At 43.9% G+C, this 20,570-nt stretch carries 22 protein-coding genes; 16 read left to right on the top strand and 6 right to left on the bottom strand.

The features are described from left to right. The first annotated feature begins 159 nt into the window (after window positions 1–159). On the top strand, window positions 160–969 hold the full coding sequence (gene mutM / locus UF06_RS04385; protein WP_045569353.1) for a bifunctional DNA-formamidopyrimidine glycosylase/DNA-(apurinic or apyrimidinic site) lyase: 810 nt from the start codon (window positions 160–162) through the stop codon (window positions 967–969). Window positions 970–1,080: 111 nt separating this feature from the next. Further along, complete coding sequence (locus UF06_RS04390; RefSeq protein ID WP_045569354.1) at window positions 1,081–3,057, top strand: LTA synthase family protein; 1,977 nt, start codon at window positions 1,081–1,083, stop codon at window positions 3,055–3,057. 60 nt (window positions 3,058–3,117) lie between these two features. On the opposite strand, the gene coaD is transcribed toward UF06_RS04390, so the two are convergent. Next, entirely contained in the window at window positions 3,118–3,612 is a 495-nt protein-coding gene (coaD, locus tag UF06_RS04395) for a pantetheine-phosphate adenylyltransferase (protein WP_045569355.1), read from the bottom strand. A 223-nt stretch (window positions 3,613–3,835) separates the two neighbouring features. Between coaD and UF06_RS04400 the strand changes: the two genes are divergently transcribed. Continuing rightward, window positions 3,836–4,852 (top strand): glycosyltransferase family 4 protein, encoded by a 1,017-nt coding sequence (locus UF06_RS04400; protein WP_045569356.1) that lies wholly within the window; start codon window positions 3,836–3,838, stop codon window positions 4,850–4,852. On the opposite strand, the gene UF06_RS04405 is transcribed toward UF06_RS04400, so the two are convergent. Together UF06_RS04405 and UF06_RS04410 are read right to left on the bottom strand one after the other, a co-directional pair. Next, window positions 4,828–5,628: a glycosyltransferase family 2 protein gene (locus tag UF06_RS04405; RefSeq protein WP_045569357.1), complete on the bottom strand. Its 801-nt coding sequence runs from the start codon at window positions 5,626–5,628 to the stop codon at window positions 4,828–4,830. The genes UF06_RS04400 and UF06_RS04405 overlap by 25 nt on opposite strands. Next, window positions 5,621–6,688 carry a glycosyltransferase family 9 protein gene (locus UF06_RS04410; RefSeq protein ID WP_045569358.1) on the bottom strand — a complete coding sequence of 356 codons (1,068 nt, stop codon included), beginning with the start codon at window positions 6,686–6,688 and terminating at the stop codon, window positions 5,621–5,623. The genes UF06_RS04405 and UF06_RS04410 overlap by 8 nt, the downstream gene beginning before the upstream one ends. A gap of 104 nt (window positions 6,689–6,792) precedes the next feature. Here UF06_RS04410 and UF06_RS04415 point away from each other — a divergent pair, with 104 nt between their 5' ends. The 13 genes from UF06_RS04415 (at window position 6,793) to UF06_RS04475 (ending at window position 18,332) form a co-directional block, all read left to right on the top strand. Continuing rightward, complete coding sequence (locus UF06_RS04415) at window positions 6,793–7,182, top strand: diacylglycerol kinase (protein WP_039462185.1); 390 nt, start codon at window positions 6,793–6,795, stop codon at window positions 7,180–7,182. A gap of 2 nt (window positions 7,183–7,184) precedes the next feature. Then, window positions 7,185–7,895: a 3-deoxy-D-manno-octulosonic acid kinase gene (locus UF06_RS04420; RefSeq protein WP_045569359.1), complete on the top strand. Its 711-nt coding sequence runs from the start codon at window positions 7,185–7,187 to the stop codon at window positions 7,893–7,895. Between the two features lie 28 nt (window positions 7,896–7,923). Next, the gene (locus UF06_RS04425; RefSeq protein ID WP_045569360.1) at window positions 7,924–9,759 is read left to right on the top strand and encodes a DUF3413 domain-containing protein; all 1,836 of its coding nucleotides are present in this window, start codon (window positions 7,924–7,926) and stop codon (window positions 9,757–9,759) included. Between the two features lie 10 nt (window positions 9,760–9,769). Continuing rightward, window positions 9,770–10,633 (top strand): glycosyltransferase family 2 protein, encoded by an 864-nt coding sequence (locus UF06_RS04430; RefSeq protein WP_045569361.1) that lies wholly within the window; start codon window positions 9,770–9,772, stop codon window positions 10,631–10,633. Beyond that, window positions 10,630–11,691 carry a dTDP-glucose 4,6-dehydratase gene (gene rfbB / locus UF06_RS04435; protein WP_045569362.1) on the top strand — a complete coding sequence of 354 codons (1,062 nt, stop codon included), beginning with the start codon at window positions 10,630–10,632 and terminating at the stop codon, window positions 11,689–11,691. Before UF06_RS04430 ends, rfbB begins: the two co-directional genes overlap by 4 nt. 79 nt (window positions 11,692–11,770) lie before the next feature. Beyond that, complete coding sequence (gene rfbA, locus UF06_RS04440; protein WP_045569363.1) at window positions 11,771–12,658, top strand: glucose-1-phosphate thymidylyltransferase RfbA; 888 nt, start codon at window positions 11,771–11,773, stop codon at window positions 12,656–12,658. Next, window positions 12,655–13,533, top strand: coding sequence for a dTDP-4-dehydrorhamnose reductase (gene rfbD / locus UF06_RS04445; protein WP_045569364.1), 879 nt, complete (start codon window positions 12,655–12,657; stop codon window positions 13,531–13,533). Before rfbA ends, rfbD begins: the two co-directional genes overlap by 4 nt. 1 nt (window position 13,534) lies before the next feature. Beyond that, a complete protein-coding gene (rfbC, locus tag UF06_RS04450) occupies window positions 13,535–14,092 on the top strand; it encodes a dTDP-4-dehydrorhamnose 3,5-epimerase (RefSeq protein WP_045569365.1) in 558 nt (185 codons plus the stop codon). A gap of 120 nt (window positions 14,093–14,212) precedes the next feature. Then, window positions 14,213–14,632 (top strand): FdtA/QdtA family cupin domain-containing protein, encoded by a 420-nt coding sequence (locus UF06_RS04455; protein WP_045569366.1) that lies wholly within the window; start codon window positions 14,213–14,215, stop codon window positions 14,630–14,632. After that, the gene (locus UF06_RS04460; RefSeq protein WP_045569367.1) at window positions 14,610–15,080 is read left to right on the top strand and encodes an acyltransferase; all 471 of its coding nucleotides are present in this window, start codon (window positions 14,610–14,612) and stop codon (window positions 15,078–15,080) included. The genes UF06_RS04455 and UF06_RS04460 overlap by 23 nt, the downstream gene beginning before the upstream one ends. Further along, a complete protein-coding gene (locus tag UF06_RS04465; RefSeq protein ID WP_045569368.1) occupies window positions 15,073–16,176 on the top strand; it encodes a DegT/DnrJ/EryC1/StrS family aminotransferase in 1,104 nt (367 codons plus the stop codon). Before UF06_RS04460 ends, UF06_RS04465 begins: the two co-directional genes overlap by 8 nt. Window positions 16,177–16,181: 5 nt before the next feature. Beyond that, entirely contained in the window at window positions 16,182–17,111 is a 930-nt protein-coding gene (locus UF06_RS04470) for a glycosyltransferase (RefSeq protein WP_045569369.1), read from the top strand. 66 nt (window positions 17,112–17,177) lie between these two features. After that, window positions 17,178–18,332, top strand: a complete 1,155-nt coding sequence (locus UF06_RS04475; protein ID WP_045569370.1) for a glycosyltransferase family 61 protein — start codon at window positions 17,178–17,180, stop codon at window positions 18,330–18,332. 8 nt (window positions 18,333–18,340) lie between these two features. Here UF06_RS04475 and UF06_RS04480 read toward each other — a convergent pair whose 3' ends face one another. Genes UF06_RS04480 through UF06_RS04490 form a run of 3 tightly spaced genes read right to left on the bottom strand, consistent with a single transcriptional unit; the run spans window position 18,341 to window position 20,567 of the window. Next, complete coding sequence (locus UF06_RS04480; RefSeq protein WP_045569385.1) at window positions 18,341–19,276, bottom strand: lysylphosphatidylglycerol synthase transmembrane domain-containing protein; 936 nt, start codon at window positions 19,274–19,276, stop codon at window positions 18,341–18,343. Window positions 19,277–19,281: 5 nt separating this feature from the next. After that, a complete protein-coding gene (locus tag UF06_RS04485) occupies window positions 19,282–19,698 on the bottom strand; it encodes a divergent PAP2 family protein (protein WP_045569371.1) in 417 nt (138 codons plus the stop codon). A gap of 17 nt (window positions 19,699–19,715) precedes the next feature. Beyond that, window positions 19,716–20,567: a decaprenyl-phosphate phosphoribosyltransferase gene (locus tag UF06_RS04490; protein WP_045569372.1), complete on the bottom strand. Its 852-nt coding sequence runs from the start codon at window positions 20,565–20,567 to the stop codon at window positions 19,716–19,718. Between the last annotated feature and the right edge of the window lie 3 nt (window positions 20,568–20,570).

The raw sequence follows: 20,570 nt of genomic DNA on the forward strand, positions 1-20,570 counted from the left end.
CAGTAGGTGGTGCCCAGTTTCTAGAATTAGACATAATCAATCAGTTCATGAGTTAACAATACTGTGTATTTGATCATGTTTTGGGGCTAAAGTCACTGTATGTTTTTTAAACTGATCGGTGCTCTAGCACCTAGCAACCGCCCTTATCTTGGAGCCACCATGCCTGAACTACCTGAAGTTGAAGTCAGCAGAATGGGGATTACCCCGCATTTAAATCAGCAAACCATTCGCCGTTTCACTTTTCGTACCGCCAAATTGCGTTGGGACATTCCACTAGAATTAAAGCGGCTGGAAGGGCAAGTGATTGACGCCATTAAGCGCCGTGCCAAATACCTGCTGATTGAGACCGCAGCAGGCACAGCGATTGTCCATTTAGGCATGTCGGGTTCACTGCGCGTTTTGGATGCAGAACTCCCCGCGGGCAAACACGATCACGTCGATCTGCTACTGACAAATGGCAAAGTGCTGCGCTACAACGATCCGCGGCGCTTCGGCGCTTGGCTGTATGTCGAGCCGGGTCAGTCACATGAGGTTTTAGATAAGTTGGGGCCAGAACCGCTCACCGATGATTTTCACGCCGAGTATATGCAGCAAAAGGCGCTAGGTAAGCGCGTGGCGGTGAAGCAGTTTATTATGGACAATAAAATCGTGGTGGGCGTGGGGAACATTTACGCCAGTGAATCACTGTTTCATTCACGGATCCTGCCAACGCGGGCGGCGATGTCGCTCTGCGCCGCGGAGTGGCAAAGCTTGGTCGCTCATATTAAGCAGACCTTAACCACAGCGATTGGCCAAGGTGGCACAACACTCAAAGATTTTGCCCAAGCCGATGGTAAACCGGGTTACTTTGCCCAAGAGTTGCAAGTGTATGGCAAAGCAGGGGAAGCGTGTCCAGTGTGCGGGGAAGCGATTCAAGAACAGAAAATCGGCCAGCGCAATACTTTTTTCTGCAATCAGTGCCAACAATAGCCTGCGATGGCAATCGCCGCTCTCTAGTGAGATAAGGATTTTTTCGAACGGAGTTTAGCGCATCGTGCTATCATTCCGCGCAGTTTTTATCATCAGCGGATCTCTTGGAATATGGGCTTTCAACAGCAGTTTCGACAGCTACTGCGAATTTTATTGATTGTGTTTTTGGCCGCGTTAATGCTGATGAGCATCTCGCGTGGCTGTTTTCTTTTACTCGCGGCGGATTTGGCCCGTTTGCCTGCTCTCAGCCAAGATGTGTGGCGCGCTTTTTATGTTGGCCTGCGTTTTGATGCCAAGGTGATTGCTTTAGCGTTCGCTCCGCTACTTTTGTCTGGACTCGTGATGGCGGCATCACACCGCCTCTTCTGCTGGTGGCGTAAGCTTTTGCCAAGTTATGTTGGGCTCATTTTCTTCCTCCTTACCGCCTTTTCGATAGGTAACTATTACTACTACGTTACTTATGGCAACTACATTGATGTGTTTGCCTTTGGCTTGTTTGACGATGACACTCACGCCGTATTGGTGAATGCTTGGCAAGATTATCCGATTTTACGCTCTTTCTTTATCTCAGTTGCGCTGGCATGGTTGGCCTATCAGGGCGCAGCTTGGTTGGCGGCGCGCGCCAAGCAGTGGTGTGGCTCTGCTCGGCATTGGAGCGTGGCGACACTTTCTGTCTTCGCGACCATCCTAGTATACGTGATCGTTGCGCGCGGTTCGCTCGGTACCTTACCGCTAAAGCGTTATCACGCCAATGTGTCGGAATACAAGGTGCTTAATATCATCACGCCGAACGCCTTTATGGCACTCGATTGGGCCAAAAGCGATTATAAAAAACAGTCGAAATTCGAGCCGATTTCAGTCGAAGAGTTGCAAGCGCAAATGTTGAAAGTGCTCGGTCAACCGACCCCAGAGTATCGCACTCCAGAGAACCGTTATTTAGCAGAAAATCCGCCGCATGTGGTGATGGCGTTGATGGAAGGCATGGGCAGCAACGTGCTGATTGAAGACGATGCACAAAACAACGATTTGCTTGGCGCGTTGCGTGAAGGTTTTGCGCAAGATTTTGTCTTCAAGCGTTTTATGGCAGGGACATCGGCGACCATTGACAGCATAGTGATGATGTTGCTGCACAGCGATGTGCCGACCATCAGCCACTCCAGCGCGCAAAAAGTGGCTTTGCCCTCTTCAGCGGTGCTGCCTTACAAACGTGCAGGTTATCGTGTGGTGTTTATCTATGGTGGCAACAGCATGTGGCGCAACTTATCTAATTACCTGCCAGTGCAGGGGTTTGATCAAGTTTACGATGAAAATAGCATTAAAAATGTCTTTCCAGAGGCAGGTAAATACGCCGATACGTGGGGCGTGCCGGATGAATTCACTTTTAAGTTCGCCCGTAAGTTGTTAGATGAAGCGACACAGCCGACGCTGATCTACATTATGACGGTAACCAATCATTCGCCGTTTCGTGCGCCCGACTATTATCAGCCTAAACCAGTTCACGTTAGTGAACGGTTAGCTGCGCTGCTTGGCCCAATGGCGGATCAAGGTGAAAAGCTGTTACAAGCATACCAATATGCCAACGATGCATTAGGGCAATTTGTCCAAGGGATCAAGGCTTCTCCCCTTGCTGATAAGACCATCATCGCCGCCTCGGGTGATCATCGAGTACGCTATTTATCCACAGAACGTGAAGATGAGTTTGGCTTAACCTTTGGTGTGCCGTTTTATCTCTATGCTCCGCAATCGATCTTAACTCAGGTCGATTTCCACTACGATGCGAGTCGAATGGGTTCACACCGTGATATTTTCCCAACGCTTTACAGCTTAAGCCTTTCTGGGCAGAGCTATATTTCTTTGGGAGGCGAGAATCTGCTCTCCAGCCAGGAGGTGAGTAACATTGGCTTTAACGCATCGCGAGTGATCACTTCGCAAGGTGCGTACAGCACTGGTCAGCCAGACGTGTTGTATCCGTGGGCGGATGGTTTGCTGTCGCAGACAGAAACCCGTGTTAACCCAGATCCAGAATGGGCCAAAGAGTATCGTCAGTTGATGAATGCGTATTTGCGCTATCAGGTGACGCAAAAGTAGTGATGACGCCCATTGTGTTAAGCAATGGGATATTTTACTCGTTGACAGCGCTTGCGTTATTCAGACTTTCTTTTTCTGATGCAGTGCTTTTGCAACAATCTCAGGCACGAACTGAGTCACATCGCCGCCATGGATCGCCACTTCTCGCACGATAGTCGAGGAGATAAAGGCGTGCTCTTCCGAAGGGGTGAGAAACACGCTTTCTAGGCCGGGTAACAGACGACGGTACATATTGGTCAGGCCAAATTCATACTCGAAATCGACCGTAGTGCGCAAACCGCGGATGAGCACGTTGGCGTCGACGTCACGAGCAAAGTCGACCATCAGACCAGTAAATCCCTGTGTGGTGACATTGTCGAGATGGCTTGTGACCTGACGGGCAAAGTCCACTCGCTCGTCTAAGGTAAACATGGTGTTTTTACTTGGGCTGGCGGCCACCGCGATGATCACTTCGTCAAACATTTTTGCCGCCCGTTCCACCAGATCCAAATGGCCATTGGTGATAGGGTCAAATGTGCCTGGATAGATAACTCGAGAAATGCGTTTGAGATTCATAGTATGGCATCCGTTTGTTTTTATCCTCGCATAGTAGTCAAAAACTATTGCAAAACCAATGAAAATTACGTTAAGAGATCGAATGTAATATTTATTCTCCGTATTTGAAAGAGAGCGTAAAAGATATTTTGAGTTTTTTAATTATAGCGATAGCTTTTAAGTAGCCGCTGTTCCATCAGATCGTGTATAGTCTTTATGTTTATCATTGGTTAAGGTTTTTGTTATGTCTGAATCTATCATTATTCATATAAATATGGCTTCTGGTTTTGGTGGTGGTGAAGTACAAACTCTTAACCTGATTAAGAATGCCATAAATTATCGCCACTATGTATTTGCAAAGAAAGGTAAGCCATTTTATAACGAAATTAAAAAGTGTGGCTTATCAATTGTAAAATTTTTTGAAATGTTAAATATTGCTTTTAAGAATGATAAAGTAATATTGCATGCGCATGATGGTAGAGGTGTGCACATTGCTCGTTTGGTGTCAGCGTTAACCGGAAAGAAATATATAGTAACAAGAAGGGTAGATAAAAAAGTAAAAGGCTCTTTTTCTCTTTCTAGCTATCGTAAAGCCTCTGCGATTGTCGGTATTAGTCAAAAAGTTCTTAGTAATATTTGGGATTTAAATCTCAATCGATTTGTTATCCATGACAGTTTTTCAAGCTTCCCATGTTCAATTGAGGAAGAAGAGCAAATTAAGCGATTACCAGGCGATTTTTTAGTGGCACAAGTCGGCAGCCTGATCAAACTGAAAAATGTAGAGGCGACGATTGAAGCGGCTAAGATCGTCTCTTTGGTAAATCCTGATATTCACTTTGTGATAGTGGGTTCAGGGCCGGAACATCAAAATCTACTCGAGTCTGCAAAGGGGTTAGATAACATCACTTTTTGGGGATTTACACCCAATATGGCCTCCATTTTCAAGCAAACAGATGTTCTGATTCATCCATCACGCAGTGAAGGATTAGGCTCGTCGATTTTAGAGGCCTATCAATTTGACATTCCAGTGATCACAAGTGATGCCGGAGGCATTCCGGAAATTGTGGTGGATGGAGAAACCGGCTATATCATTCCCAATGCCGAACCTAAAATAATGGCGCACCAGCTACTCCATCTTTATCGAAACAGAGATACATTCTGGCAAATGAAGAAAAACGTATCTCACTATAAAATGGACTTCTCAGTTGAAAAAATGGCTGAGCAATATGAAGCGCTCTATTCTCGGGAGCTGGACCGCTGATGTTCAAATAAGTACAAATATTTTACCAGTACCGAGTAGGAGGAGAGGAGGGACAAAATCAGTCCTTCTTTTCCATCCAGAAAACCACGCTTTACGACATACATTTTAATAAAGGCACTAAGTGAGTGCGTGATCGCTTTGCCAACCGATGAACGCTTGCCTTTCAACGCTTTTTCTTCGCTCCAAATTTCACCATAAGAAGAAGACTTCGCTAGATAATGTTTGATGTTCTTATAAGGGTAATGGATAAGATCGCCTTTTAAAGAGGCGATGTGTGAATCTTGAGGAATAACGATCTTCTCATGCACGAGATTGTCGTTGTATGTAGTGAATTGAGTATGATGCATGCGCACCACGTACTCAGGATACCAGCCGCAATGACGGATCGCTTTGCCGAGAAAGTAATTGAGTCTGACCAGTTTGAATACGGAGTTTTGCTGAGCGGTCTGCAGAACCAGCAGAATACTTGCCTTTAGTTCTGGCGTGACGCGCTCATCGGCATCCAGCCAAAGCACGTAATCTGATTCAACGTACTCCTGCGCCAAGCGACGTTGTGGGCCAAAACCTGGCCACGCTGTGTTGACGAAGAATTTATCGGTGTACTTTCTGGCAATCGCTTCGGTTTCGTCGCTGCTGCCTGAATCGAGAATGACAATTTCATCCACCCAGCCTTCGACGGTTTTTAAGCAGGCATCCAGATTAGACGCTTCGTTTTTGACGATCAGCGCAACGGCCAACGTCGGTTTGCTTGTGGCCTTGGCCGGAAAATCAGACATCTTGCCTACCTTTGGGATTGTAATCTTGAATGAGCCTATCGAATGCGGTTTTCACGGCATCCAAGGTGATTTGTTGCATTATGTGCTTACCTTTCACGCGGGTACTCCACGCCAGTTGCGCCGCAGGTTTGCCGTATTGTTGCTCGGCGAAAGATTCATACACGCTGACCACCTGCGCTAAATTGTTGTAAGGGCCAGTTCGCTTGGGGTTGCTGTGGCCATAAAGGCCAATCACTGGCGTGCCTTGAGTGGTGGCGATATGCGCTGGGCCGGAATCGGGGGCCACCACCAAGCTTGCTTTGGCTAACAGTGCGGTGAGCTGTTTTAAGTTGGTTTGACCAACCAAGTTGAGCGCAGGGTGCGACATTTGACGAATAATCTCATCTGCGAGGCGTTTTTCACGTTCTGCTGGAGAGCCACAAATCGCCACTTGATAACCGCGCGTATAGGCGTAGTCGGCGAGAGCGGCGTATCGTTCACTCAACCAGTTGCGCTCATCTTTACTCGCGGCTGGCGAGATAACCAAGGTCGGTTTATCGCCCAGCGCGTCGCTGGCAAACTGATGATCCGCGGCGCTAATCGGCAGATTCCACTGAGGAAGTGAGCGCGGAACGCCCAAATACTCAATAAACGAGTAGAAGCTATCCAACACGTGGGCGGAATCGGTGTCGGCAATCTTACGATTAGTAAACAACCACTGGCCTTCTTTAGCGCGTTTCAAGTGAAACCCTACTTTATAGCGCGCCTTAATGCCCAAGGTTAACAGGCTAGCGCGCAAGGCGAGCTGCATATGGACCAGCGCATCGAAACGGCGCCCTTGCAATTGCGCCCACACCGCCTGCATCCCTTTAAGGCCTTGCTTTTTGTCAAACACAATCAGCTCAACGCCTTCAAGTCCTTGCAAAAGCTGCGCTTCGACTTTGCCGATAATCCAAGTCACTTTGGTTTCTGGCCAGTGACGCTGCAAGGCTTGTACGGCAGCCACCGCATGACAAACATCGCCGATAGCGGATAATCTTAGGAAACAAACAGAATCTGGGGCTTGGCTAAACAGCGGCATAATCAAAGCTCACAAAAAAATCTGGCTAAATTATGCAGATACCCGAGATAAATGTAAAATAAGCCTCTTTTAAAAGCGCAAATAGATTATAAGGCTGCACCTTTATGACTCAGGAAAATCTCGGCAAACCGGGAAATACGGGGCTAAAACGCATTATTAAAGCGACAGGCTATTCGATTCAAGGATTGAAAGCAGCGTTTAAACACGAAGCGGCGGTACGTCAAGAATCGGCCTTGCTACTGGCGGCAATTGTGTTGGTTTGCTGGCTGGATGTCACTATGCTTGAGCGCATTACCATGCTGGCAGTAGTAGTGCTGGTATTAATTGTTGAGCTGCTGAATTCCGCTGTTGAAGCTGTCGTTGACCGCATAGGTGTGGAACATCATGAACTAAGTGGCCGGGCAAAAGATATCGGCTCGGCGGCCGTTTTAGTCGCGCTGACGTTTGCCGGATTCACTTGGTTGTACATCATCGGCAGTTACCACTGGTGGTGAGCATGATACAACGCAAGCAAATTGGCGATGCCTATCTCTGTTATGACGCAGAGATGGTCGCCGACCCGACTCTACCACTATTTGATGCAGACTATTGGCAGCAAAACAACCTTGTACTGGGGAGCGCTTTTGGCCGCGGCACCACGTGGTTTGTGCAGCTAGATGATAGACAGGCCGCACTGCGCCATTACCGCCGTGGTGGCCTATTTGGTAAGTTGGTTAAAGATCGCTACTGGTTCACGGGTTGGGATAAGACTCGCAGTGTGGCCGAGTTTGAGCTTCTGAGCCAACTGCGCACGGCGGGCGTCAATGTTCCTCGGCCGATTGCCGCTCGCGCGGTAAAAAAAGGGCCGTTTTATCAAGCGGATTTGCTTAGTGAACGAATTGCTAACGCGCAAGACTTAGTTGCAGTTTTACACTCTTCTCACTTGAGTGCGGAGCTTTATCATCAAATTGGGATCGAAATTGCCAAGATGCACCAAGTGGGCGTCAATCATACCGATCTGAACATCCATAATATTCTGTTGGATGATCAGCAAAAGGTATGGATTATCGATTTTGATAAGTGCTTTTCACAGCCGGGAGAAGCGTGGAAACAAGCGAATTTAGCGCGCTTACTACGCTCATTTAACAAAGAGTTAGTGAAACGAAACATTCACTGGCACGGTGATGACTTTCAAGCTTTGCTACAAGGCTATCAAAGCATCCAATAACTTATTATTACGTTTCAGGAAATAGTCAATGTCCTTCAAACAAAAGCTGCATGCTCACGGCTGGTTTATTCTGATTAACGCCCTAGTGCTCATGCTCATCGCCAGCCGTTTCTTCGCGTTTTTACCTGAGTTTCCGGGCGATCCGTTAGGCATCACCTTTATTCTCGCGGGCACTTGGGGGCAAATGACACTGCTTGCCGCGTTGATTGGTCTGCTTGCCATTCCAGCGCTGCTACTACCTCAATCACTGCGCAATGGTACTCAAGCTTTGATTGCCTCACTCGGCGTCGCGACGCTGTTTATTGATACCATCGTCTTTGCGCAATACCGATTCCATATCAATGCCGTGGTGCTTGAACTGGTGATGTCAGGGCAGATTGTCAGTTTTCCATTGAGCACTTGGCTGATGGTGATAGGTGGTGTCGTAATTCTGCTAGCGGCGCAGTGGTGGTTAATTCGCTGGCTAGAAGCTGGCGCGCCAGTGCGCAAGCTGAAGTTAGGGCGTAAGTTCGCGCTTTTGACCTTCGTGGCATTACTTGCCACCAATGCTATTCATATTTGGGCGGCCGCGCATGCCTACCAGCCTGTGACGACAGTCAAACGCTACCTGCCGCTGTTCTATCCTGCCACGGCGGATAAATTTATGCGTAAACGTGGCTGGGTGGATGAAGAAGCGTTGGAAAGGCAGAAGGCATTGGCTTTTAAGCGTAAAAATGATCTCAACTATCCTTTAGCACCGCTGCAAACTCAGCCAGTCGAAAAGCCAGTTAACATCATGCTGCTGGTGGTCGATTCATGGCGTGCAGACACCTTTAACGCGGAAAACACCCCTAATATGTGGAAATATGCTCAAGCGGGTGTGGTGTTCAATAACCATATCTCCACGGGGAATGCGACCCGTACGGGGATTTTTGGGCTATTTTACGGAGTGCCGGGAACGTACTGGCATGGCTTTTTAGCCAACCAGCAAAGTCCGGTTCTAATTGACCGTCTGCAAGCGATGGATTATCAGCTTGGTATCTTTACTGCCGCGCAGCTGCGTACACCAGAGTTCAATCAAACGGTTTTTACCAAAGTGGAAAACCTGCGTATTGGCTCAAAAGGCAACCGTCCATCCGAGTTAGATGCCGACTTAACCCAAGATTGGTTAGCTTGGTATGATCAACGTGATAAATCTAAGCCAACGTTCTCTTTCCTGTTTTACGATGCGCCACATGGCTATGATTTCCCGCCCAATTTCGAACCGAAATATGAGCCGATGCTGAAAGAGGTTAACTACCTCAAGCTAAATAACGACACGGATCCTGCACCTTTCTTCAATCGTTATAAAACCAGCGTTCGTTATGTCGATTCAATGGCGGCCAAAGTGCTCGATAAACTCAAAGAGAGTGGCGATCTGGACAATACGCTCGTGATCATTACTGGTGACCACGGACAAGAGATGAACGACAACAAGCTCAACTTCTGGGGCCACAACAGTAACTTCACCGATGCACAGGTCAACGTGCCGTTTGCGATATTTGGCCCCGGTGTTGATGCTGAAAACATGCAGTGGAGCTCCGAGGCGCTAACCAGTCACCAAGATGTAGTGCCTACCTTGATGAAGCACTATCTCGGCGTTACCAACGACGTTAAAGATTACTCAGTCGGCGAAGATTTGTTGGGCAAAGCGGTAAAACGTGATTGGATCATTTCCTCTAACTACAGTGGCTATGCCATCATTACCAATGACAACATTCTCGAAGTGGGTGGCGGTGGCCAATACCAATTTATGGACAAAACCAACCGCCAATTGAAAGATCAACAACCTAACTTTACTTATCTGCAGCAAGCGCTAGAGCAGATTAGTCGGTTTAGTAAGTAAAAGATAAGTTATGACCATTAAAGCCTCGCTAATAATCGCCTTTTATAATAACACTCAGGCGCTTGGTTTGATCTTGAAGGCACTCTCGGCTCAATCGTGTATGGATTTTGAGGTGGTGATTGCCGATGATGGATCCAAACAGGATGCCGTTGATTGGATTGAAGAAAAAAAGAGCCAACTTCCTTTCCCGCTTAAAACAGTCTGGCACGAAGATAAAGGCTTTCGGAAAAACCGCATATTAAATCACGCGGTGCTCGCGGCGGAGTCTGAGTACTTAATCTTTATTGATGGTGACTGCATTCCGCAAAAGCACTTCATTGAAGATCATGTCAATCATGCACAGCGAGGCCGTGTCCTTAGTGGTCGCCGGGTCGAACTGCCGGAGCCGTTTACCCCCTTAATGCAGGGCAGTGCAAGCCCAGAAACGTTTTTCAGCCAGTATAAATGGCAAATATTCCGTCAGTACTTGTTTACCTCACCTGATGCTGCCACAAAAGGGCGTAGCAATAGAGGGCGTCATGTTGAGAAAGGGATCCGGTTACCCTATGCTTGGCAACAGAAGTTGATTGGCGGTTTCAAGCCAGCGGGCATTTTAGGTTGTAACTTTTCGCTGTATAAAAACGATTTAATCAAAGTCAATGGCTTTGATATGCGTTATGAAGCACCAGCCGTTGGCGAGGATACCGATCTTGATTACCGATTAGGCTTGGTCGGTATCAGCACAAGAGTATTGAAAGGGCTGGCCATTCAGCTGCACATTTATCACCCTTGGCTCAGCCGTACATCGCCAAATTATGAGTTATTCCTCGATACCATGGAGCATAAACGCTCATGGGCTGAGCAAGGTATTGATACGTTAAAGGAACATCAATGAAAATATTAGTCACAGGTGGCGCAGGTTTTATCGGCTCTGCGGTCGTTAGGCATATTATTAATCACACGCAAGATAGCGTAATTAATTTAGACAAACTGACCTATGCGGGCAATCTTGAATCGCTCGCCGACGTAGTTGACAATCCACGTTATACCTTTGAAAAGGTGGATATTTGTGACGGTGCGGAGCTGGAACGCGTCTTCGCTCATCACGCGCCTGATGCCGTGATGCATCTGGCGGCGGAATCGCACGTTGACCGCTCAATTGATGGCCCCGCGGCTTTTATCCAAACCAATATTGTGGGTACCTACAATCTTTTGGAAGCAGCACGTGCGTATTGGCTGACTTTAGAAGAAAGCGCTAAAGCGCGCTTTCGTTTCCATCATATCTCAACCGATGAAGTGTACGGCGATCTGGAAGGCACTGATGATCTGTTCACTGAAACCACCGCTTATACGCCGAGTAGCCCTTATTCTGCGTCGAAAGCTTCTAGTGATCACTTAGTAAGAGCTTGGCAACGCACCTATGGTTTACCCACGATAGTGACCAACTGCTCCAACAACTATGGCCCGTACCACTTCCCAGAGAAACTCATCCCGCTAATGATTTTGAATGCGCTCGATGGCAAACCATTACCTGTTTACGGGGATGGTATGCAAATTCGCGACTGGCTGTTTGTTGAGGATCATGCACGCGCACTTTACAAAGTGGTGACTGAAGGCGATGTAGGTGAGACGTACAATATCGGCGGTCACAACGAAAAAGCAAATATCGAAGTGGTGAAAACCATTTGCGCGTTACTTGAAGGGTACCGCCCCGAGAAACCTGCTGGCGTTACGTCTTACGACTCTCTTATCACTTACGTTAAAGATCGCCCAGGTCATGATGTGCGCTACGCGATTGACGCAAGTAAAATTGAACGTGAACTTGGTTGGAAACCAGCAGAGACCTTTGAATCCGGTATTCGTAAAACCGTTGAATGGTATCTAAACAATCAAGCATGGTGGTCTCGAGTATTAGACAGTTCCTATTCTCGTGAACGTCTTGGCACAAACTAACTTGGATATTTAAATTGCAGGTTCTATGCCCTTGCTCTTGTCTAGGGCCTAGGACCTAGAAATCTAGGACCTATTTTCAATGAAAGGTATTATTCTTGCTGGTGGCTCTGGTACTCGTTTGTACCCGATTACGCGCGGCGTCTCTAAGCAGTTGTTACCCGTTTACGATAAACCAATGATTTACTACCCGTTGTCGGTGCTGATGCTAGCGGGTATTCGCGAGATCCTTGTCATCACCACTCCCGAAGATCAAGCGAGTTTTCAGCGCCTGCTTGGCGATGGCTCTGATTTTGGCATCACACTGCACTATGCGGTACAACCTTCTCCCGATGGTTTAGCGCAAGCCTTTATCATTGGTGAAGAGTTTATCGGCTCAGATTCTGTGTGTTTAGTGCTAGGAGACAATATTTTCTACGGACAAGGTTTTACGCCTAAACTCAAGCATGCGGTAGAAAGAGCGGAAAATGGCCAAGGTGCGACGGTGTTTGGTTATCAGGTCAAAGATCCAGAGCGTTTCGGCGTGGTGGCGTTTGATGCTAATATGCAGGCGATTTCAATAGAAGAAAAGCCCAAAGAGCCCAAATCAAACTACGCAGTGACTGGACTCTATTTCTATGACAACCAAGTAATTGAAATGGCCAAGCAGGTGAAACCCTCTGCGCGTGGAGAACTAGAAATCACGACCTTGAATCAGATGTATCTTGAGCAAAAGAACTTAAATGTCGAGCTGCTAGGGCGAGGTTTTGCTTGGCTTGATACAGGCACGCATGCCAGTTTGCACGAAGCTTCTTCTTTTGTTGAAACGATAGAAAATGTTCAGGGTCTGAAGGTCGCTTGTTTAGAAGAGATTGCCTGGCGAAGAGGTTGGCTGAGTGACAAAGAGTTGGTTGCTTTAGCTAAAGTGATGCTAAAAAACGATTATGGTCAGTATCTTCTCGCGCTTATTAAAGAGAGAGCCTCAGTATGAGAGTCGTGATTACTGGATCTGATGGGCAACTAGGTCAATGCTTGGTTAGGCAGCTCAATGGGAGGACTGAGGTTTTCCCACTCAATCGCGAACAGCTTGATATTTGTGATGGACGAAGTGTTGAAGAGATCTTTTCCTCACTCAAGCCTGATATTGTTATCAATACGGCAGCCTACACTGCCGTGGATAAAGCAGAAAGTGATCCAAAAGTTGCATATTTGGCCAATGAACAAGGGCCGAAGCTGCTAGCCAAAGCCTGTCATAAATATGGTAGCACCTTGATACATATATCAACCGATTATGTTTTTAATGGCAATAAACAAACCTCCTACGTTGAGCAGGATCGCCCTGACCCATGCAATGTATATGGAATGAGCAAGTTAGCGGGTGAAAAAGCAGTACAAAGTTGTTGTTCTCAATACTACATCCTCCGTACATCATGGGTATTTTCAGAGTTTGGAAGTAATTTTGTTAAAACGATGTTGAAGCTTGGAAGAGAGCGAGAGCAGTTAGGAGTTGTGGCAGATCAATTTGGAGGGCCAACCTATGCTGGTGATATCTCCTTAGTGATCTCACAACTTATAGAACATTTGGAGCGCAATGACGTTTTGGATTATGGCATCTACCACTTTTCTGGTGAGCCTTATGTAAGCTGGTTTGAGTTTGCTCAAGAGATATTTTCACTCGCTTATAAACAAGGGGTGATAAAGAAAGAGGTACTATTAAAACCATTAAGCACGTTTGAATACCCAACTGCAGCGAAAAGGCCGAACAATTCTAGGCTGAGTAACCGAAAAATCGAGACGCATTTGAAATTAGGGCCTAAAAGTTGGAAAAGTGTTTTAAAACAACTCGATATCTATATGGAACAATAATATGAAAGTGGTTGATACTAAGATCCCTGAAGTGAAAATTATTGAGCCTTCTGTTTTTGGTGATGAGCGTGGTTTTTTCATGGAAACGTGGAATCAGAAGCAATTTGAAGAGCTTGTAACAGGAAAAAACACCCGATTTGTACAAGATAATCACTCAAAGTCAAAAAAAGGCATTCTGCGAGGTCTGCATTATCAGACGCAAAACACCCAGGGCAAACTAGTGCGTGTGGTTTCTGGTGAAGTGTTTGATGTAGCGGTGGATATTCGGATAAACTCACCAACATTTGGTCAGTGGGTAGGAACTTACCTCTCTGCAGAAAACAAACGTCAACTTTGGATCCCAGAGGGCTTTGCCCACGGTTTTTATGTAACCAGCGATGAAGCTGAATTTGTGTATAAATGCACCGACTACTACAATCCTCAGGCAGAACAGTGCATCTCATGGAATGATCCGGATATCGGCATCGATTGGCCATTAGAACACGCAGGAGAGCCAGTATTGTCTGGTAAAGATGCCTCTGCTAGCTTTTTTCCCCAAGCGATATTGTTATCAATCTAGCCTTACGATGGTTTGAATAATTAATTATCTTTATATGGTTGATAGATTGAGTTTGCCTGTGGTTTCCGTTGGCATTTTATGACTTAGCGGTAATGAACAGAGTAATGGATAAACATTAAAATGAAAAATATATCAGTGCTTAATTTTCCTATCAAAGGTGATGAAAGAGGTTCCTTGATTGCTTTAGAGCAAGGGGTAGATGTTCCTTTTGATATCAAGCGTATTTACTATATTTTTGGTACTAAACTAGGCGTTTCTCGTGGTTACCATGCGCATTACAACCTTGAACAGATGGTAATTTGCCTTAAAGGTAGCGTGACATTTCGACTCGACAATGGTGTTAAACAAGAGACGAAAACCTTATCTTCACCAGATGAAGGTCTGCATATGAAAGGTCTGATATGGCGTGAAATGCATAATTTTTCAGAAGATTGTGTGCTGATGGTTATAGCGAGTGAGCTTTACGATGAAGCGGATTATATCCGTGATTATGAAATGTTTAAGCAGGAGGCGAATCGTGCTAATTCATCCTCTCAGTGATGTTGCCTCTTCTAATATAGGAGAGGGGACGTCCATATGGCAATTCGCGGTCGTGCTAGCTGGTGCAAAAATTGGTCGAGACTGTAATATTTGTGCGCACACGTTTATCGAAAATGACGTAGTACTGGGCGATCGAGTTACAGTGAAATGCGGAGTTTATCTTTGGGATGGGATTGAAATAGAAAATGATGTATTTATTGGTCCCTCTGCCGTATTCACTAATGACAAATTTCCTCGCTCAAAAGAATGGGTTAGTGAATACCCTAAAACAAAAATAATGTCAGGCGCTTCAATTGGAGCGAATGCGACAATCCTACCAGGTCTTACGATTGGCAAATATGCCATGATCGGAGCGGGCAGTATCGTGACTCACTCCGTTCCCGATCGTGCAGTGGTTATGGGCAGTCCGGCAAAAATAGTTCGTTACATAGAGAAAAAGAATGATTAATTTTTTAGAGCTAAGACGCTTAAACGCTCAGTACGAAGAGCAATTAAAGCAGGCATGCGTGCGAGTTATTGAGTCGGGTTGGTATATTCTCGGCAAAGAAACCGCACAATTTGAACAGGAATTTGCGGACTATTGTGGTGTGAAGCATTGTATTGGTGTTGCTAACGGCCTAGATGCACTAACACTCACTTTAAAAGCATGGCGAGAGCTAGGTAAAGTCTGCAAGGGCGATGAAGTCATTGTTCCGGGGAACACTTACATTGCTTCGGTGTTAGCGATTACTGAGGCAGAACTAACGCCAGTATTTGTCGAACCCGATGCACAGACTTATAACCTTTGTCCAAAAGCCATTGAAGCGGCCATTACTGAAAAAACCAAAGTTATTTTGCCCGTGCATTTGTATGGTCAGCTCACTGATATGCCAGCAGTTATGGATCTGGCCGCTAGATACGATTTACTTGTGCTTGAGGATAGCGCTCAATCACATGGTGCGATCTTAGCCGGCAAAAAGTCAGGGGCTTGGGGAGATGCCTCTGGTTTTAGCTTCTACCCAGGTAAAAACTTAGGAGCTTTAGGTGACGGTGGTGCAATTACCACGAATGATGACGAGTTAGCCGTAACGCTGCGTGCATTACGTAATTACGGTTCACATGTTAAATACCAAAACTTATACCAAGGTTTAAATAGTCGACTTGATGAAATGCAATCGGCGCTGCTCTCCGTCAAATTGCGCTATTTACCGGAGCAAACAAAGGCGCGTCAAGAATTGGCCGATTACTACTTGAGAGAGATCTCCAATCCATTAATCGGACTGCCTTGTGTTGCTAACAAAGAAGCTCATGTTTGGCATCTGTTTGTCGTTCGTTGTAAGCACCGAGACGCGCTGGCTAAGCACCTCTCTGACCAAGGTATTCAGACTCAAGTTCATTATCCGATAGCGCCCCATAAGCAGCAAGCGTACAGCGAGTTTAACCACCTCAGTTTGCCTCTCACGGAACAGCTGCAGAATGAAGTCTTGTCATTGCCAATGTCTCCGTATTTAAATGAGAATGAACGCGCACATGTCGTCAATGCCGTCAACTCTTTTAAGGTCTAAGAATAATGCAAAATAATGTTAAAGTATTAGAAGACGTCGTTTACGTCTTCTTTTGCTACAAACAATCAATTTATTTAGATCAAACATTACCCTCCGCGTTGAACCAAACGGTATGGCCAAGTCAGTTATTGATTTTGGATGACTGCTCGCCAGATGATAGCCACGAGAAGATTTTAGGCATCTTAGAATCTGCCCCCAAGGGGTTAAAAATTGACTACCGTCATAATGAAAAAAATATTGGTTTAGTCAGTCAAATCAATTCATTACGTGGTCGATACAAGAGTAAGTTGCTCATTGTACAGGCGGGAGATGATATTGCCTTGCCATACCGGATTGAAGAAACCTATGAAGCTTGGATTAAAAATGGCAAACCGAGTTTGATCATAGGAAGTTATGATGTCATTTCAGAACAGGGTGAAATTGTCACTCCCTTTGAGTTGATTAATCCTAATAGAAAACCTTACACATTAAAGAATATCATCAATAGAAAATGTATTGTTGATGGGTGTTGTGCTGCTTTCACGTCAGATGTCATTGATGAATTTGAGCCTTATCGTAAAGACATAATCAATGAAGACAGGATTAATGTACTGCGCGCTTTTTTACTCAATGGCATCCATTACGAACATAAAAAGTGGATCCAATATCGGCTTGGTGGTATTTCAACTTTTGCGACCGAAACGCGAGAGCAAAAATATCAAAACACCGTGATTAATGCGCAGCGTGAACGACAAGACCTGAGCATGAACCTACTCGATGCTCAAAGAAAAAATGCTAATGATGTTGTAGCGGCTATTAAAAAAAGAATATTAGCTGCTGAATTTATGGCTAATGTTCCTTTTACGCATTCTAAATTGTATTTATCGATATTCGGCTATTTAGTAAAGACGGGTAACTACAAAGTGGCATTAAAAGTACTTAGACGTCTAAAGTGAACTTTAGTATATTTCTGGAAAAGTAAAATTAATATTATTTGGTGCCTTTTGAAAAAAATAAGCTTGATGGAAATTATAGATTTTTTAAGCATATATAAAAAATACATATTTGGTATTTATAAGTATGATCTTTACAAGATAAATCTATTTTATGAAATCGATTCAAATGTTAGAAAAAACATACAGATCGCTAATAGAAAAAAAGTGAGTGTCTATTCTCCTGGAATGCAAGTTCCGCTTACTGTTGAGGCTCCGGCTGTTACTCTTTCAGAGTGGAGAAATGTTGAGATCTTTGCATCAAGTAATGCAATAATTGAAAATGGAATGGTTTATATACAAAAATTCTCGAATTTGGCGCAGGATTATGAAGATTACACTACAGGATTGATCAAAGCCCACAGTCAAAGTCTTGCTATAATCAAGAAAACCCAAAAGACAAAAGAAATTGATATTGCATTAAGTCTCTTATCAAATGGAGACTTTAATTATTATCATTTTATTATAGAAGTCTTACCCAAGTTATATGAGTTTATAGATAATCAAAGATATTTAACAAATAATATAATAATAAGTAGATGCTGTTTCGATTCATCATCAATAAGAGAGTTACTACTCTCAATTAGCAGAAAGCATAGTTTAAATCTCATTCCTGTTGAAAGTAATGAAAGAATTAAAGTATCTAAACTGTACTCAATTTCAAACATTAACTGCACACTATATAATAGAAAGAAAGGAGTGATGGATACATCTGACTGCTATATAAGGAACAACACTATAGAAAGACTAGTGAATTCTATTCTATCGGTTGATAAAAATCGCCAAAGCAATCGTCGTAAAATATTCTTGGCAAGATCCGAATCTAGAGTAAGAAAGTATAACCAAAAAGAAGTAATAAATTTGGTTGAAAAATACGGATTTGAAGTCGTTTATCCTGAGAATTTAACTATATATAAGCAGGCTGAGTTATTCAATAGTGCTCTAGTGATACTAGGCGCTTCTGGAGCAGCATGGACGAATGTGATTTTCTGTCGTCCGGGTACAAAATTGATATCTTGGCTGCCTTTCGGATTTGAGAATTTTCCAACATTCTCTACATTAGCCAGATTCGCTGGCAATACCCTAGAATTAATTCCTATTAAGTCTGTCACTTGCTCTGATATACATAGTGACTATATTATCGATATCGACATTCTCGATAAGTGCCTTTCATTAATAGAGTAAGGGTAGGGTTATTTAAAAGAGTGAAGTTGTCTAGTGCGCTTTTTTATAGAAAGGATTAATGAGCAAAGTAATCCTAAAATTAAAGCTGGTAAAAGCGTAAAAGCTCTACTACCAATCGATAGCAAGATAGCGTCCTTTTCTGAAACGCCTAACTGTGTTAAAAGAAACAAGATACCAAGCTCAGTTGCACCAATACCTGATGGCATTAAAGATAAAGCACCAATGATTAAGCCAGAGCAATAAATACTTATCAGCATTGTACTAGATATATCTACCTCTAAATAATTTGCAAAAACAACCAACACCAATCCCTGAAATATCCATGCCGTTGCTGTTAAATATAAAGGAGTGAATAGTTTTTTTACTTTTAAGTTATCCTTTATGTTCTGAAATAAAACCCGTAGATTGTTTTTTGATTTAAAGAATGGAATTCTTTCCACATTATAGATACTAATATAAAAAAAAGATAGTATGATAATAAAAAATAAGGGGAGAGCTTGCATATCTAAACTGAATAATACTAAGCTAGCTAATAATCCGACTACAAATAAATCACAGGTTCTTTCTGAAATAAAGCAGGCTGTAGTATATGTCAATGGTATGCCTAGAGGTTTTAAATAAATACCTCTGACTAGTTCTCCGGTTTTACCTGGAGTTATTGTAAACGCAAAGCCAGATAAATAAACTAAAGAGTGGAAGTATTTTGATTGATATTCCTGTTTATACCGTAAAATAAAATATAGCCATCGTATCGTTCTAAGTAAATAACTTGAAAGTGAAAGTGCTACTGCCAAGAAAAATTCAAGGTAAGACGTAAAAAAAATATTCTCGATTGAAAATGACGCAGAGTCCTCAAGAACGGTATTAAAACCATAAATAACAAATACAATAGCCAGTAATAAATAGATTCTCTTGATGTGAGCGGCATAAGATTTTGGAAACATAAAAATCATGTCCAAAGGAGTGTTATGGACCAAGCTGAGAAAATTCCGACTAAAATACCAGAAAAGATCTCAATTCGTGTATGTCCCATTTTTTCTCTTAATCGTATGTGTGCGTGGTTGTCTTGATTTAATTTGTTGATCGCTTGAGCATGCAGCCCTACTTTCTGTCTCAAGCTATTTGCATCTAGAGTGACAATAAAGGCAAGGGCTATAGCAACAACTAATGCAGGGTTATGAAAACCTTCTTTAAATGCGATAATAGCTGCAGCGCTGGTGACAATACTGGTATGATTACTCGGTAGACCACCATAGCCTATTAAATCGAATGCTAAACGCTTTTCTTTAGCTGAATTTATGACAAATTTTGTACAACCAGCGAGAAGCCATGCCCAAAACGGTGTAATAAGATAGCTTAGATCCATAGTTAATTACTCTCAAACTAAATCATTGTATACGCACAGGCGATAATCCAACCACATATTGTAAGCTGTAATTGATTATCTGAAAATAAGGCATCGGTAGGAGATTCACCTTCGTCTTTTGACTCAACCACAAACCAGTAACGATAGATGCCAAAGATGACAAAGGGGATAGTGAAAACAAGTTGGGGTTTATCGGATAATATATAAAGGCTATAGAAAAGCAGAGCACAAGTCGCTGACATCTCGGCGTATTTATCTATAAGAGCAAGAGAGTACTGTTTCAATACATTTCTAGCACTATCACCGCTTTTAACTAGTTCTTGTCTTCTTTTTATTGCCGCTAGATAAAGTGCGAGCGACAAAGTCGTAATAAACATCCATGAAGAAAGAGGTACATCAATAGCGATAGCGCCTGCATAAACGCGAAATACAAACCCCAAAGCAATAGTAAAAATATCTAACACAGGTTGATGTTTCAGATAAAACGTATAAGCGATATTGAGTAGTAAGTAAGCAAAAATGATTGTCAATAATTGAAAATTGACAAATCCAGACATAAATACAGAGGTGTACAATAGTACCATCAAAATAAGTGCTTGCGTCTTAGTCACTTCACCACAAGCCAATGGTCGCTGGAAACGCTTGACCGGATGGCGTCGATCGCTTTCAATATCGTTGTAATCGTTTAAGACATAAGTCGCTGATGAAGCAAGAGAAAAAAAAGTAAACGCAAGTAAGGCATCTACCACTGATGTAATGGAATTGAAAGTTCCTGAGAAAACAAGAGGAGCAAGAACGAATGTGTTCTTCACCCACTGTTTAGGACGCATCAATCTAATGATAGCGAGGATAGAGATTTTTGGTTTCATTTT

This window comes from Vibrio sp. S234-5 (genome assembly GCF_000960595.1).
Lineage (GTDB): Bacteria > Pseudomonadota > Gammaproteobacteria > Enterobacterales > Vibrionaceae > Vibrio.

Coding starts and splice junctions, on each gene's coding strand:
- UF06_RS04490 (WP_045569372.1), bottom strand. CDS start 20,567: ATGAAACCAAAAATCTCTATCCTCGCTATCATTAGATTGATGCGTCCT.
- UF06_RS04465 (WP_045569368.1), top strand. CDS start 15,073: ATGATTAATTTTTTAGAGCTAAGACGCTTAAACGCTCAGTACGAAGAG.
- UF06_RS04410 (WP_045569358.1), bottom strand. CDS start 6,688: ATGCCGCTGTTTAGCCAAGCCCCAGATTCTGTTTGTTTCCTAAGATTA.
- UF06_RS04425 (WP_045569360.1), top strand. CDS start 7,924: ATGTCCTTCAAACAAAAGCTGCATGCTCACGGCTGGTTTATTCTGATT.
- UF06_RS04475 (WP_045569370.1), top strand. CDS start 17,178: ATGGAAATTATAGATTTTTTAAGCATATATAAAAAATACATATTTGGT.
- UF06_RS04430 (WP_045569361.1), top strand. CDS start 9,770: ATGACCATTAAAGCCTCGCTAATAATCGCCTTTTATAATAACACTCAG.
- UF06_RS04485 (WP_045569371.1), bottom strand. CDS start 19,698: ATGGATCTAAGCTATCTTATTACACCGTTTTGGGCATGGCTTCTCGCT.
- UF06_RS04470 (WP_045569369.1), top strand. CDS start 16,182: ATGCAAAATAATGTTAAAGTATTAGAAGACGTCGTTTACGTCTTCTTT.
- rfbD (WP_045569364.1), top strand. CDS start 12,655: ATGAGAGTCGTGATTACTGGATCTGATGGGCAACTAGGTCAATGCTTG.
- rfbB (WP_045569362.1), top strand. CDS start 10,630: ATGAAAATATTAGTCACAGGTGGCGCAGGTTTTATCGGCTCTGCGGTC.
- UF06_RS04405 (WP_045569357.1), bottom strand. CDS start 5,628: ATGTCTGATTTTCCGGCCAAGGCCACAAGCAAACCGACGTTGGCCGTT.
- UF06_RS04400 (WP_045569356.1), top strand. CDS start 3,836: ATGTCTGAATCTATCATTATTCATATAAATATGGCTTCTGGTTTTGGT.
- UF06_RS04455 (WP_045569366.1), top strand. CDS start 14,213: ATGAAAAATATATCAGTGCTTAATTTTCCTATCAAAGGTGATGAAAGA.
- UF06_RS04420 (WP_045569359.1), top strand. CDS start 7,185: ATGATACAACGCAAGCAAATTGGCGATGCCTATCTCTGTTATGACGCA.
- rfbA (WP_045569363.1), top strand. CDS start 11,771: ATGAAAGGTATTATTCTTGCTGGTGGCTCTGGTACTCGTTTGTACCCG.
- coaD (WP_045569355.1), bottom strand. CDS start 3,612: ATGAATCTCAAACGCATTTCTCGAGTTATCTATCCAGGCACATTTGAC.
- UF06_RS04415 (WP_039462185.1), top strand. CDS start 6,793: ATGACTCAGGAAAATCTCGGCAAACCGGGAAATACGGGGCTAAAACGC.
- rfbC (WP_045569365.1), top strand. CDS start 13,535: ATGAAAGTGGTTGATACTAAGATCCCTGAAGTGAAAATTATTGAGCCT.
- UF06_RS04480 (WP_045569385.1), bottom strand. CDS start 19,276: ATGTTTCCAAAATCTTATGCCGCTCACATCAAGAGAATCTATTTATTA.
- UF06_RS04390 (WP_045569354.1), top strand. CDS start 1,081: ATGGGCTTTCAACAGCAGTTTCGACAGCTACTGCGAATTTTATTGATT.
- mutM (WP_045569353.1), top strand. CDS start 160: ATGCCTGAACTACCTGAAGTTGAAGTCAGCAGAATGGGGATTACCCCG.